The sequence below is a fragment of the Cytophagaceae bacterium genome (genome assembly GCA_016722655.1).
In the GTDB taxonomy this organism is placed as follows: Bacteria; Bacteroidota; Bacteroidia; order Cytophagales; family Spirosomataceae; genus Leadbetterella.
Genome location: JADKIR010000004.1, coordinates 658,458 through 672,933, shown reverse-complemented (window position 1 = coordinate 672,933; position 14,476 = coordinate 658,458). Strand labels below are relative to the sequence as shown.

Genomic DNA, 14,476 nt, shown 5'->3' with positions numbered 1-14,476 from the left:
TTTATTTTTTCAACCCTCTGATGCGGGTCACCATAAACCAGGTGAGCGGGCTTACCCCACCAAGGAAAAACACCATAGCCCCCACACCTCTGAGCCAGGTGAGTTGATGGAATATACCCTGATCGATAAATTCTGCTGAACGACCATACCACAGGCCTTTCTCCACTACGGCTTTAAATTGCAATGAACCCGCCGGAAACAAATCAAGGATTACCATCAGCATAAGCCCGGCATTAATTGACCAAAACACGGTGTTCATAAGTTTATCATTCCATTTTTCAGGTTTTAGAATAAGTTTTGAAGCAAAAAGACAGGCGGCTACCGAAATATTGCCATAAACACCCATCAAAGCCGCATGAGCATGATTGACAGTAAGATAGGTACCATGCTCGAAATAGTTCATGATTGGCAGATTGATGATAATTCCCATCACACCCGCTCCGAAGAAATTCCAAAAATTGACCGCCACCAGATATTTGAAAACTTCAGGAAAACCAAAACCTGAAAGTTGATTGTACTCCACATCACCCACAGCAAATTTTGGCATATTCTTAAACCTCCAGGCTTCGACTGTAAGGAGTATCAGGGGTACAAACTGCAAAGTAGAAAATACACTACCCAAAGCCATGGTGGCTACAGGTTTGGCGTTCCAGTAAAAATTATGAGAAATACCCAGAAGACCGGTTCCAAGAAATAAAATTGTAGCAAAATACACCACTCTGATAGCAGCCTGCTTGCTTACCAGCCCCATCAATACCATCAGATAGCTAACGATCACGGTGATAAATACTTCAAAAAATGCTTCTACCCACATGTGAATCACCATCCACCTCCAAAAGTCTGCAATCACGAAATTGGTCTCAGGTTTGGCCACAAATCCTGAGATAAATAGCAATGGAATACCAATCACGGAGTAAAGAATCCAGTTGGGAAGATTCCAGGATTCATTTTTGACCAGTGCGGGCTTTATACCTCTATAAATAATTACCGCCCACAGAATAAAAATGATCATTAATAGCACCTGATAGATTTTGCCTAAATCAACAAACTCCCAGCCCTGATGCCCCAGCCAATACCACCATTTGCCGAGGATGCCCAGCGGGCCCATAATCATGCCTGCCAGTGAGCCAACCACCAAAATAAAAAGTAGTACAAAAAGCGTGTTTATCATTGGCAGTTGCCCTGCAATTTCTTTTTTAGATAATAAAGGAAGAATAAAAATAGAAGAGGCTATCCAGCAAGTAGATATCCAGTAAAGTGAAAGCATCAAATGCCAGCTTCGGGGTATGGTTACCGGTACAGATGAGATGTCGATTCCAAGATATCCCAGCCAGTTGGTGAAGTCATTGATGGTCACCAGACCACTGCTTACCTGAATAAAAAACAACAGTATAGCCACCCAAAAAAACTTAAATGTGGCTTTTTGAGTAGCGGAAGGTTGATAATCAGCGACTCTGTCGATAGAAAACAATTGATTAACAGCGGGCTTAAAAAACTTATTGGGCAACTGATTGTATTGACCGATGTAGTACAGCACTATGCCACAAGCAAGAACAAATGCCAGTAAGCCCAGTACACTCCAGAGTATAACGGGCGAAGTAGGGGTATTGCCTGCCTGTGGATCATAGGGCCAGTTATGCGTGTAACTAAAGTCGGAACCGGGCCTCTGGGCTACGCACACCCAGGCACCCCAATAAAAGAATGCACTCAGGTTTTTGATTTCTGTCTTGTCTTTGATGTAATTTTTTAAGCTTTTATGATTTTCCTGGGAAGAAGTAAGAAACCGTTTTTCGTAAAAACCAATGAGTTGTTCAAATGCATAGGTCTGAGCCATGCTAAGCGTCACTTTTTCATCTTCCTTATCAAACCTGTTGACTTTTAGTTCCCGTTTTACATTTTCTAATATGCCATATATTTCCGGGTTTTGTCCTTTTGTTTTACTTTGGTTGGTATAGTACTCAATCATAGCAAGATTTATCTGGTGCAAGGCTTCTGCCGAAAAATCGGGGCCACGTTGGGCTCCATCACCAAGAAAGCTTCCGTATTCCATCAAAGCATATTTATGAAATACTTCCTGTCCATGTTCTATATCTTCCTGACTGATGATGATCTTTCCGGTTTCATCTTTAAAGCCGGACATCGGCGGGGCGTCGGTATAGGTTTGGAAACCAATCATACCCACTCCCAAAATGCTAATAATGAGGATAAACCAGAGTGGCTTACTCCAGTTTTTGGTTTCCATCAGATAATCGATACTTTTTTTCATTGTTAGTTTTCGTTAAGGTTTATCATTTTATAGTTCTGAATAATTGATTTGCTTTAAAAAGGTTGGATAAGAATGAAGTCAGAAAAGCCAAAAGCTTACTCCTATGATAATTGCATAAAATATAGCGGCTGCTTTCCAAAAGGCATGGCTGTGCTTCATTTCCATAAATATCCAAAATACAATGAGAAATTTTGCCAAAAACAGAGGCAAAATAAACTGGAATGGCAACTTGAAATGAGATAATATGGCTGCATTCACAGTCAGAAATAGGAGTAGGGTATATGCTATAATTGGTTTCATTTCAGATAAATAAAGGGAAAAATAATTAACCAAATCAGGTCACACATGTGCCAGAAAGCGGCCCCGGCCTCAAAGTCTTCGGGTTTTAGCTTTTGACTTTTTATTTTTTGGATGAAAATCACAAAAATCAGAATACCTAATGCCACATGCACCGCATGAAATCCGGTAATCAGAAAGTAAAATGTGAAAAAGGTATTTGTACTTAAAGTAATGCCACTGCTCAACTTTAATTGATATTCGGTAAATTTTACGATTAAAAACACCAGACCCAAAATCACGGAAAAATTTAATTGTATCCTTGCAGTGCTGTGCTTCAGTATTTTATAATTATTGAGGCTCAAAACCACAAAGAGACCACTGGTCAATAGAATTACAGTGTTGAGCGTTCCCAGGCGTGAACTCAGGTGTTGTCGGCTTTCGGCAAAAATCTGTGGCTCTGCAAGTTCGAAATTTTGCATTACCAGCAGGGCTATCCCAAATGTAAGCAACTCCAGTACTATCACTATCCATATCAACAATCCACCGGGAGGGTTAAAAATGTCATATTTCACCTTTTCCATATTTTAGCTTTTATATTTTATTTTTTCGAATAACAAAATCAATGATTCCAGCAATTCTTCCGGCGTCGTGAGAATCTGGTAGTGGTTTTGTCCAAACATTTGTGGCAGATAGTATTTGGCCTGTGCTTCAATGGCCAGTGCATAGGAGTTTATCTGCTGCTCATGAAGCTCTCTTAATGCTTGTTTTACATCATTAATGCCATATTTACCCTCATATTTATCATAGTCATTGGGTTTTCCATCTGATATTAAGATGATCCATTTATTCTTGGTTTTTCTTTTTTTCAATAATTGCCCTGAATGTCTCAATGCTGCCCCTATTCGGGTATATCCCTGAGGCTCAGCAGCTCCTATTCTATGTTTTGAAGCATCCCAGCTTTCATCAAAGTCTTTCAATGAAATATAGGTAGTGTAGTTACGTGTTTTGGAGTAAAAGCAATCTATCGAGAAATCAATGTTAAATTCGTTGAGTATTTCGCCAAAAAGTATTGAAACCTGTTTTTCTACATCAATTACCCTGTTGCCGGCGGCATAAGAATCGCTCGAAAGGCTTACATCCAGCAAAAGCAGAATTGAAATATCTTTTTCTTTTTTCCTGTTGGCCAGATATATATTTTCGGAAGGTGTTTTTTTTGAGAAAATGTCCACTATCATGTCGGTAGTTGCGTCGATATCAAACTCATCTCCCTGATTTTGCCTGCGGTGTTGCATCATTTTATTGTTTACATTGGCCAGCATTTTTCTGAGCCCTGTGAGCACTGTTCCTTTGCTTTTCAGGGTTTGGTGATAGTATTCTTTATCGGTTTTTAATTGGGTAAAAGGATATACTTTACAAAAGTCGGTTTTGTATCTCCGCGTGCTGAAATCCCATTCATCATAGAGCAAATGGTACCCTGTATGGTCGGTTTCCGCACTTTCAGATACTGTTGTATTCTCTATAAAATCAGCCTGATATACTGAATGAGCCATGTCATCAACTCTTACAGTATATTTCATTTTGAGTTCTTCCAGTGCTTCCTGATGTTTTTCCAGTTCATCATCCCCATCAAAATCACGCCAGGTGCCATCAAATTCTTCAGCGGTTTCCACTTTTTCAAAATTGTGTGTGAGCACATAATCTTCCTGCTGTTTTTTGTCAATTTCTACGCTTATTACTTCTTCAATAGCCCTGGTTTTTATGGTGGTTAAAACCTGTTTGTCGTCGGCAGACTTTGTTTCTACCCCAAAATTTTCAAGTTTTTTTTCAGTTTCGGTTTCCGGGTCGTTCCTCATCCATTTGCCATAGAGCCAGCTTAGGTCTGGTTCCTCAGCGGAATTAAAGTGTCCCAAAAAACTTTGGTGAAGGGCCTGCGTTAATTCAAATTCTTCAAACATTTTTTTCAAAACTAATCCAGATGTCGCTCTGGCATTTTCTCTGGATGCCATCAGCTCTTCATTATGGTTTGTTTGCCAGTTTAAGCCTAGTTTTTGCTGGGTAGAAAGGTATATTACCCTAAAAAAGTAAAATGAAAGGTTCATCTCAAATTTTTCAAAAAACGAAACCTTTTGAGGTAAGAAGAAATTATTATTTCGATAGCCTCCTTCACTTTCAGCCGGAAATATCTCAATGGCTTTTCCTGTAATGGCACGAGCAATAATCGTAAGTTTGGGCGAAATCATATCTAACCTTACCAAATTTGGATTGGCTTCTTCTTTGTTTTTCCTGACTTTTTTGAAAAAACTCAGGACTTTACTGTATATCAGCTCATCGAGTTCCATCAGATCATCAGATTACAAAGGTCGGTCAGAGCTTCATTTACTTGTGGTTCATCGCTTAGGGGTTCTACTACTGCTACTTTTACCGATAGTCTTTTGGGTAATCCTGAGTGTATAAGTTTGGCTGCATCGACTAAAAGTCGGGTCGAAACAGTTTCGGCAAGCCCCAATTCTGTCAGGTTTCTGATTTTGTTTCCAATATTGACAAGTTTCGTGGCTGTGGCTTCATCAATAGCCGTCTCATTCCTAAGGATCTCAGTTTCAATTTTTGCTTCAGGGTAGCCAAATGTAAGTGCCACAAATCTTTGTCGGGTAGAAGGTTTTAATTCTTTAAAACCCCTCTGATAGCCGGGATTAAAGGAAGCAACTAACATAAAATCTTCGTGTGCTTTTACAGTTTGACCTAGTTTGTCAATATATAATTCTCTTCGGTGGTCGGTAAGAGAATGGATAGCTACTATTACATCAGGTCGGGCTTCAGCGATTTCGTCAAGATACAAAACAGTACCTTCTTTAACGGCTTTTGTAAGCGGGCCATCCATCCAGATGGTTTCAGAGCCTTTTATGATAAATCTACCTATAAGGTCAGTAGAGGAGGTTTCTTCATGGCAACTTACCGTAATCAGTTCTTTGCTCAAACTATGAGCCATATACTCGATAAATCTTGACTTACCGGTACCTGTTGGTCCTTTCAGGAGTATCGGAATTTTGTTTGAAAAAGCATGCCTGAACACATCTTCTTCTTTATCAATCGGGAGATAATAAGGACTTTTTGCAATCATTAGTATTTTCTTGAAAAATTACCCGCAGAAAACACTCTGCGGGTAATGTGATTAAGATGGCCTTTGAGTTTTAGACTCAAATGCTGTTAAAAAAATTTATTAAACAATCAATTAGAAACTAAAGCTTCGTCATTTGGAGTGCCATATTTCAGGAATTCATATATATAATAAGATATTCCGGCTGTAAACATGGTGGCACATAATACCAATATCAGAAAATGAACCTGGATTTCCTGTTGTACTTCGCCAAACTCAATGCCTATGATGCGTTCCATATAAACCTGCGATACACCTGCTACGCCAAAGGCCACTGTCATACCCAGCATACCTATGTTACTCAGCCAAAATGCCAGTTGACCGTGTGTTGTATCATAGAGTTTTCTGCCTGTAAGATTAGGTAAGGCATAGCTTATAATAGCCAGGACAATCATGGCATATGCTCCCCAGAAAGCCAGGTGACCATGCATGGCTGTAACCAGTGTGCCATGGGTGTAAAGATTGACCTGTGGTAAAGTATGAGCGAGGCCAAGTAAACCGGCTCCTACAAATGAAACAATGGCAGTGCCAAGTGTCCAGTTAAGTGCCGTTTTATTGGGATGTCTTTTTTCACCTTTTCTATACATTGCTATTGCAAATAGTGCCATTCCCAAAAATGCCAAAGGCTCAAGGGCTGAGAATATACCTCCTATTATTAGCCACATTTTTCCTGCACCGATATAGTAATAATGGTGTCCTGTTCCTAATATTCCCGAAATGAATGTAAGTCCAACAATTACATACAACCATTTTTCGATAACTTCCCGGTCAACTCCAGTAATTTTTATCAACAAGAAAGCAAGAATTCCACCCATGATAAGCTCCCACACACCCTCTACCCAAAGATGTACAACCCACCACCGGAAAAATGAATCCATGGTTTGGTTGTCAAACCATATCATACCCGGTAAATACAACAGTGCGGCAAATACCAGTCCCATGGTGAGAACCAATGAGGTGGTTGTTCTTTTTTTACCTTTATATAATGTAGCCAATATTAAACCCAGAAAGGTTAAAACATTGACAACTACTAGCCAGTCAAGTGGGCGGGGGATTTCCAGAAACTTCCGACCTTCCCAGTAGTTTAAGTGATAACCGATTACAGCTACCACCCCAACTATAGCAAAGGAGATTAACTGAATGTATGCCCATTTTACAGAAACCAGCTCATGTTCAGCTTCCTCAGGGATAATATAATATGCAGCTCCCATGAAGCCCGACAACAGCCAAACCACTAACAGATTGGTATGTACGGCCCGGGCAGTATTAAAAGGGATTACACTGTGAAGGTTGTCATATCCCATGTGGGCAAAACCCATAATGAATCCGTAAACGATTTGGAGAGAGAGAAGTAGCATTGATAGTGCAAAAAACCAATAGGCTACTTTTTGTGATTTATATTTCATGATGATTATGGGTTTACTACTTTATTAGTTTTTTCGTATTGAGGTTTCGCCGGGAAGCCATTAAGGTCAACTTTACCAATCCAGGTCAGGAATGCCAATACATCATTGGCCTGTGCTTCTGAAAGGTTATATGCTACCATTTTTCTACCTCTTGGCGACCAGGGGATTTCAGACATTAAAACAGCTTTGATATATTCCGGAGGCCTTCTATCTACAACTTTTGTGAGTTCCGGAGCGTAATATGCTCCCTCTCCCAAAATGGAATGACATCCCATACAGTTGTTTGATTCCCATATTTCCTTTCCCCTTACTACTTCAGGGCTTATGTTTTCAGAATGGGTATTTTTAGGGACTTCTTTACTCAGGGTTGTCCAGGAGAGTGCCAGGAAAATGGCAAATGTGACTATCGTTCCTCCCAGGAAAAACAGTCGGGCTTGGTTTTTTGATAACATTTTTTATTGAATTGGTAAAAGGTCTTTAATCATATAATATTTGTTTAATAAAAGAAGACATAAAAGTCTTTTATTCTTTATATATGAAATATGATATTTACCAATTCAAAAAATGACAAATATTAGGTTTTGATTTTTAAATAAAAACGATAGCAGATTTGTGGATAATTTCAAATAAAAAATCCCTTTCGAAAATAATCAAAAGGGATTTTATTAATCTATTTTATGAAACTTAAGCCATCACTTCTTCAGTCACAGCTATTTCAGCAATTTCTTCTTCCAATCTGAAAAGATCTTTTTGCATGTTTTCCAAAAATTCTACTGATTCGTTTTTAATGGAATTCAACAGATTTTTGTAGTAGGCTATTCCTTCGTTTAAAGTTGATTTATAACCATCCACAAATTTATTTTTCTGCTCAATGGTTTCCTCGGTAAACTTCTGAATATGATTTTTCAAATATTTGATATTCAATTCGATTTCGTTTACAAACACATGCGGTCTGTGAACAGCCTGGTTGAGTAAATTATTATGACCATAGATATGGCCAATCATTTCTTTTAATGAAAACCTACCCGAAAAATAAGCCAGGTTTGGACCCGGACAGAGCGATACCGCATCGAGATTACGGTCAGGCATGATACCATGGCTAAGTAAAGCAGAAGATGCCAGGCCTTCACAAAGACATTCTTTCACTTTTATTATTTCATTGCCCCTTTCTATCTCCTTCTGAGGAGTTTCCGGCAATGCCATCTGTTTGATTTTATTGTTTTGATATTCTCTGGAAGCTGTACATATCGGAATTTTCGTAAACTCAGTATTAAACTGCAAAAATTTCTTGTAACATGCCGATCCCGGGCGGTTTTTCTCAATATTTCTATTGATCAAAGCCACCGAGCTGGTATTTTTTACATTGTTAAATGGTACACCCAATGGCGAGGCATCGCTTAAGAAATAATCATCTTTTTTGGCGTTGATGAGCAGGTTCATTGAGTCATCATCAATACTTACGGCTTCGGGTACCATCAAAAACGGGCTACCCCAGCCAACACTGTCAACTTTATAAAAGTCTAGCAAAAATTCGTGCTCATGTGCAGTACCGACACCCCCCTGAACGGTAATTTTTAGCTCAGGATTAGTTTCTGCTATTCCCATTTCAGTCCAGGTCTTTTGGCACATTTGCTGTAATTCGGCACGAAGTTCTTCTCTTTTGTTCTTGAAATCTTCAAGAATAGGACCTACCAATGAGCCACCTGAGGCAAAAGCATGGCCACCGCAGTTGAGGCCTGATTCTACTCTGAACTCAGAAACCCAAAGTCCTTTTTTGGCCAAAAACTTACCCTGAATCAAAGCTGAGCGATAGTCGCTTACTTTCAGGATGATTTGTTTTTTTATTTTACCTTCGGCATTAGGGAAAAAGTCTGAGAATGATGCACAATAGCTAAATAGCCTTGGGTTCAAACCAGCCGAAAACACAATGCCAGATTCAAGGTCAGAGTTGGCAAATCCACGCAGTGCAGCCATAGCGTCACAGAATTCGGGCGGCAATTGCTCTCCGTTTTTATCATAATTAAACTTATCAAGCTTAGTCATGATGTTGACATCTATTGAGCCTTTTACCAGAGATTCTCTGATTTGCTTTTCTATTCTGTCTTTTTCTTGTCCAACTGCTGTCAGAAAATCATGGTACATTTTCTTAAGCTCAGCGGTATCAGGAAGTAAATCGAAATATTTATGAATTTCGGTACCAATTTCGAAAGCTTCTTTTTTTAAGGAGTCAAATTGCTCATCAACAATTTTCTTGATGAGATTGAGGTATTCCGTAATCCTGCGGGCACGATAATCTTCGTCTTTGAGAGTGATCTCTTTGTAATTAACACCAATTTTTTCAGAATAAAACTTCCTCATTTTTTCGATGAGGTTGTCTTCGACGATAGAGACTACTGAACTGATACCATATCTTGCAACTCTTGCAGGAGTGTCAATGGTGTAGCCGAGTCCCATGACCGGTATATGAAATGAATGAGCTAGCATAAAAAAATGAAGTTTGGCAATTTCCAATCATTGCCCACCGAAGTGGGTTAAAGGATACTTTTTTGGTTTAAATCAACAAAACAATTCCGTAAATATACATAACAACGGAATAATTTCTAAAATTAGCTCCGAAGGGGTCCTTAATTTATGATATTTATTAGGTTTTATTTTATAAGGGTCATTTTTAGAGGATTCGTGACATTAATTATGCATAAATAAAAAAAACACTCCCAAAAATAATCAGGAGTGTTTCGTTTTGCTAAACTACTTACATTTATCCCAAAATAACCATTACTGTCCTACAATTTGAGGTTTCAGGCTACCTATGACTGTCAACAATTCACCTTTCTCAGTTGCCGGAACATTAAATTTGTCTAATGCCCCCGATAAATCACCCGCCAGTGAATTAAACTCCTTTTCAGTAATCATCATGCCTTTGTGGGCGGTAACCATGTCTTTCCCTTTGTATTTTTGAGGTCCTCCGGCGGCTTCGCCAATCTGGTCGATGAGGTTGTTTCTTAAACTCGCCAGTCTGGCCGAACTTGCACCGTTTTTGGTTACATCATCAAGCAGTGGCTTAAATGTTCTTACCATATCGGGGTTTACGGCCACTCTTCCGATAAATTCATCTACTACTGCCGAAATGGCATTCACACCTCCGAGGCGATCATACAAGGTCGGAGTAGTCATTTCTTCTTCTTTCTGGCAAGCTGATAAAGACAATACAAACGCCGCCATTAAAACACTGATTTTTAGCTTTTTCATTTTGAATAAAATTTACGATTTGATTTTGTTAAACAGTTTTTTACAATACGCTGGTAAAAATTATCTGAAGTTGAGGGCATATTTTAACTGCTCAAACTTCTGGATATATCCATGCGGAATCGGGCATTCGGGGCCTGATTCACCCTGAATTTCAGGAGATTTATATTTTATATTTTCTTTTTTGATTAAACTATTTAACTGTTCTTCTGTACAGTTTTCAGGATTAAAAAGAATACTCATCCTATTGGTTTCAGGAGAATACGAGCAAGCAGTTACTCCTTTCATTTTTTCGATTTTTGTTTCCAGAGAGAAAGCTTCTGCCTGATCAGTCTCCAATTCATAAAATAGAATTCCGGTTTTGGGTGCGTAGGCATGCATGGGCTTGGATTCGGCATTGGCATAAACCAAAAAGGCTACAAAAATTCCTGTTAAGGAGAAAACGCTGATTTTAATTAGTTTTTTCATAAAATTCCAATCGTTTATTTCAAATCTTCGGTTTAATTTTTTTTAAAATCCGAAAAATTTGTATCAATTATTTTTTCAGAATACCGGGTAAAAAGAGGAATATTTTGTAAGAAATACTCTCTGGTTCGGCTTCCCATGCACTTACGAAAGTTTTGGTGTTTTGGATTTCGGGCGGGAGATTTTTTTTAAATTTGAAAAAATAATTCAATCTTTTGGAATGGAATTTTAATATGCCGATTTTTGTATTCTAAAAAATAAAATGCAGAATTTCAGGTCTGCATACCTCTCAAATCAAATATGAGTGACGCTATCAAACACGAATGTGGCATTGCCCTCATTCGACTAAGAAAACCTCTCGATTATTACATCGCGAAGTACGGAACGCCCCTCTATGCTATCAACCGCCTCTATGTGTTGATGGAAAAGCAAATCAACCGTGGCCAGGATGGTGCCGGTGTTGCCAATGTGAAAATTGAAGTGCCACCCGGAAGCCGGTACATAAGCCGGTACAGGTCTGTAGAAAACAGAGCGGTGGTTGATATTTTCAAAAAAATCAATGAAAAATATATTGAAGTAAAGAAAACCGACCCTCAGAAACTGAAGGATGCCGATTGGTTACAAAAAAATGTGGCGTTTTCGGGTGAAGTGTGGTTGGGTCATCTTCGATATGGTACTCATGGTAAAAATGAGATTGAAAATTGCCATCCCTTGCTTCGTCAAAGCAACTGGCGTAGCCGTAATCTGGTTTGTGCGGGCAACTTCAATATGACCAATGCCGATGAGCTTTTTGGAAAATTGGTGAAATTGGGTCAACATCCAAAAGACCTGGGCGATACGATTACTGTTTTAGAAAAAATCGGGCATTTTCTTGATGAAGAAAATCAGCGGGTTTTTGAGAGGTTTAAAGGTATTTACGAAAATCCGGCTTTAAGCGATATCATTGAAGACAATATGGATCTTCAGCGTGTATTGCATAGAGCATGTCGTGATTTTGATGGAGGCTATGCACTGGCCGGCATTACGGGTTTCGGGGCTTCATTTGTTGTGAGAGACCCGGCAGGAATCAGGCCGGCATATTATTGGTCAAATGATGAGGTGATAGTAGTAGCTTCTGAAAGGCCACCCATTAAAGCGGCTTTTGGAGCTGATTATATTGATATTAAGGAGCTTACACCTGGCAACGCTCTTATCATTGACAAGCATGGGGAGTTTGGCGAATTTAATATTATGCCACCCACTCAAAAACTTTCCTGCAGCTTTGAGCGTATATATTTTTCGAGAGGCTCAGATCCGGATATTTATCAGGAAAGAAAAACTCTTGGAAGGCTTTTGATACCTCAGATTTTGAAGGAAGTAGATTATGATTTGGAAAACACAGTTTTTTCGTATATTCCTAATACCGCCGAGGCTGCCTTTTACGGCATGGTTGAGGGCATAGAAGACTATCTGGCTCAATGGAGAAAAAGTAAAATCAAATCCGGAAATTTATCTGAAGAAGAACTCGACAAACTTCTGGATTTTAAGCCAAGATTTGAAAAATTAGTGTCGAAAGACGTTAAAATCCGGACATTCATCACCAATGACGACGACCGCTCCGACATGGTCACGCATGTATATGAAATGACGCACGGTGTTATCAGGAAAAAAGTTGATACACTGGTGGTAATAGATGATTCCATAGTAAGGGGTACAACCCTTGAAAAGAGTATTTTGACTTTGTTAGATCGATTGGGGCCAAAGAAAATCCTGATAGTTTCGTCGGCACCGCAAATCCGCTACCCTGATTGCTATGGCATAGATATGTCTAAAGTTAAAGAATTTGTAGCTTTCAGAGCTATGCTAGGACTCTTAAAAGACCGTGGATTGGAGTTTAAAAAGGAAGAGGTCTATCGAAAAGCACTGGCTTTAAGAACAGAAGGCCGGTTGAGTGAACAGAATCTCGTTAAGACACTCTTCGAACCTTTCAGTGATCAGGATATTTCTGATAAAATTGCCGAAATAGTGAAGCCGGAAGGACTTAATGCCGAGGTTTCAGTGGTATATCAGACAGTAGAAAACTTAAATAAAGCTTGTCAAAAACATCTTGGAGATTGGTATTTCACTGGAAACTATCCAACTCCGGGAGGGAATAAAGTAGTGAACACGGCTTTTATCAATTTTATGGAAGGTAAAACCGTAAGAGCATATTAAACAAAATCGGAAATATTACTGTTAAGAAAATATGGTTTTAAGGCAAGTAAGAAATTATTTCTTATTTGCCTTTTTTAACGATTTCTCTTTCACAAAATGAGGCAGAGCATAGACATTGTTGGCGATCTCTTCGATACCAATAATTCTTAGGCAATCTTTGATACTAATAATTTGATTACCAATGTTTTCATGAGTTGAAACTGAAGTTGCCATTATTGATAAAGTTTTGGTTTTTAGAAAAATAAAACTTCCGGTATTTCTAATCTAAAAAAGAAAAGCGGTAATCCGGAAGATTTGAAATGTAAATTTTAAGGATTTTTGTTATAAATAATATGACAAATTACAGTTTTTTGTGAATTTTCGCTAAAAAATTTCTGAATATTTATTTTACGGAAAAATTTATAAAAATAATTAAAGAAAAGTGGTAAAAAATAAGAAGACAGGAGTTTTATTGGTAAATCTGGGTACCCCTGATTCCCCGAAAGTGCCTGATGTACGAAAATATCTGAGGGAGTTTTTGATGGATGGCAGAGTGATCGATATTTCGAATATTGCCAGGTTTTTATTGGTAAACTTCATAATTGCACCTTTCAGAGCTCCAAAATCAGCAAAGATTTATAAAAAACTATGGACAAAGGAAGGCTCGCCATTAAAAATATTCGGTCTGTCAAATCAGAAACAGCTTCAGGAAAAATTGGGAGAAGATTATATCGTAAAAATCGCGATGAGATATCAGAGCCCTTCAATTGAAGAAAAATTGTCGGAATTTAAGACTTCCGGAATTACTGAACTGATAGTTATTCCACTTTTTCCGCAATATGCTTCCGCAACCAGTGGTTCGGTATATCAGAAAGTGATGGAATTAATGTTGAAATGGCAGATAATTCCCCAGTTAAAATTTGTCAATTATTTCTACCAATACCCAAAATTTTTTCAGGGTTTTGTAAATAATGCCCGTGAAATGATGGCCAATCACAATTATGAGCATTTTGTGTTTAGTTATCACGGATTGCCTGAGCGTCAGATCAGAAAAGGAGATGATTATGGTGTTTGTAAATTGGGCGAATGTTGTGCTGAAATTAACGAGAAAAATCAATTTTGTTACCGTGCTCAGTGTTTTGCTACCACCCGTTTGTTGGTAACTTCGCTGGGTTTAAAGGAAGGTACCTATACTACCAGTTTTCAATCCAGATTGGGCCGTGATCCCTGGATTAAGCCTTACAGTGAAGATTTGGTAAAAGAATTAGCAGGAAAAGGAATTAAAAGTGTGCTTGCGTTTTCGCCGGCATTTGTTTCCGATTGTCTCGAAACTACCATCGAAGTAGGAGAAGAGTATCGTGAGCTTTTTGAAGAACATGGCGGTCAAAAATGGGATTTGGTTCCGAGTCTCAATGATCAGAATGTTTGGATAGAATTACTTCATGACCTGGTTTTAGAAAACAAAGCCAAAAATTAATTATTATTTTT

13 protein-coding genes are annotated in these 14,476 nt (G+C 38.6%); 2 read left to right on the top strand and 11 right to left on the bottom strand.

Annotation, left to right across the window (positions count from 1 at the left end; translation table 11 throughout):
- Position 1: 1 nt before the first annotated feature.
- From IPP61_03500 to IPP61_03455, 10 genes are all read right to left on the bottom strand, one after another.
- Positions 2–2,266: a cbb3-type cytochrome c oxidase subunit I gene (locus IPP61_03500; protein ID MBL0324239.1), complete on the bottom strand. Its 2,265-nt coding sequence runs from the start codon at positions 2,264–2,266 to the stop codon at positions 2–4.
- Positions 2,267–2,344: 78 nt separating this feature from the next.
- Entirely contained in the window at positions 2,345–2,566 is a 222-nt protein-coding gene (locus IPP61_03495) for a hypothetical protein (GenBank protein ID MBL0324238.1), read from the bottom strand.
- On the bottom strand, positions 2,563–3,126 hold the full coding sequence (locus IPP61_03490) for a cytochrome c oxidase subunit 3 (GenBank protein ID MBL0324237.1): 564 nt from the start codon (positions 3,124–3,126) through the stop codon (positions 2,563–2,565). The genes IPP61_03495 and IPP61_03490 overlap by 4 nt, the downstream gene beginning before the upstream one ends.
- Positions 3,127–3,129: 3 nt before the next feature.
- Entirely contained in the window at positions 3,130–4,884 is a 1,755-nt protein-coding gene (locus IPP61_03485; protein ID MBL0324236.1) for a VWA domain-containing protein, read from the bottom strand.
- The gene (locus IPP61_03480; protein MBL0324235.1) at positions 4,884–5,663 is read right to left on the bottom strand and encodes a CbbQ/NirQ/NorQ/GpvN family protein; all 780 of its coding nucleotides are present in this window, start codon (positions 5,661–5,663) and stop codon (positions 4,884–4,886) included. The genes IPP61_03485 and IPP61_03480 overlap by 1 nt, the downstream gene beginning before the upstream one ends.
- Before the next feature lie 107 nt (positions 5,664–5,770).
- A complete protein-coding gene (locus tag IPP61_03475; GenBank protein MBL0324234.1) occupies positions 5,771–7,105 on the bottom strand; it encodes a cbb3-type cytochrome c oxidase subunit I in 1,335 nt (444 codons plus the stop codon).
- Positions 7,106–7,110: 5 nt separating this feature from the next.
- On the bottom strand, positions 7,111–7,557 hold the full coding sequence (locus IPP61_03470; GenBank protein ID MBL0324233.1) for a cytochrome c: 447 nt from the start codon (positions 7,555–7,557) through the stop codon (positions 7,111–7,113).
- 232 nt (positions 7,558–7,789) lie between these two features.
- On the bottom strand, positions 7,790–9,589 hold the full coding sequence (locus IPP61_03465; protein ID MBL0324232.1) for a hypothetical protein: 1,800 nt from the start codon (positions 9,587–9,589) through the stop codon (positions 7,790–7,792).
- A 291-nt stretch (positions 9,590–9,880) separates the two neighbouring features.
- The gene (locus IPP61_03460; protein MBL0324231.1) at positions 9,881–10,354 is read right to left on the bottom strand and encodes a group 1 truncated hemoglobin; all 474 of its coding nucleotides are present in this window, start codon (positions 10,352–10,354) and stop codon (positions 9,881–9,883) included.
- A gap of 60 nt (positions 10,355–10,414) precedes the next feature.
- Positions 10,415–10,819 carry a hypothetical protein gene (locus IPP61_03455; protein MBL0324230.1) on the bottom strand — a complete coding sequence of 135 codons (405 nt, stop codon included), beginning with the start codon at positions 10,817–10,819 and terminating at the stop codon, positions 10,415–10,417.
- Between the two features lie 297 nt (positions 10,820–11,116).
- On the opposite strand from IPP61_03455, the gene IPP61_03450 reads away from it, so the two are divergent.
- Positions 11,117–13,009: an amidophosphoribosyltransferase gene (locus tag IPP61_03450; protein ID MBL0324229.1), complete on the top strand. Its 1,893-nt coding sequence runs from the start codon at positions 11,117–11,119 to the stop codon at positions 13,007–13,009.
- Positions 13,010–13,063: 54 nt separating this feature from the next.
- Here IPP61_03450 and IPP61_03445 read toward each other — a convergent pair whose 3' ends face one another.
- On the bottom strand, positions 13,064–13,222 hold the full coding sequence (locus IPP61_03445) for a hypothetical protein (protein MBL0324228.1): 159 nt from the start codon (positions 13,220–13,222) through the stop codon (positions 13,064–13,066).
- A 208-nt stretch (positions 13,223–13,430) separates the two neighbouring features.
- Between IPP61_03445 and hemH the strand changes: the two genes are divergently transcribed.
- Positions 13,431–14,465: a ferrochelatase gene (hemH, locus tag IPP61_03440; protein MBL0324227.1), complete on the top strand. Its 1,035-nt coding sequence runs from the start codon at positions 13,431–13,433 to the stop codon at positions 14,463–14,465.
- The last annotated feature ends 11 nt before the right edge of the window (positions 14,466–14,476 follow it).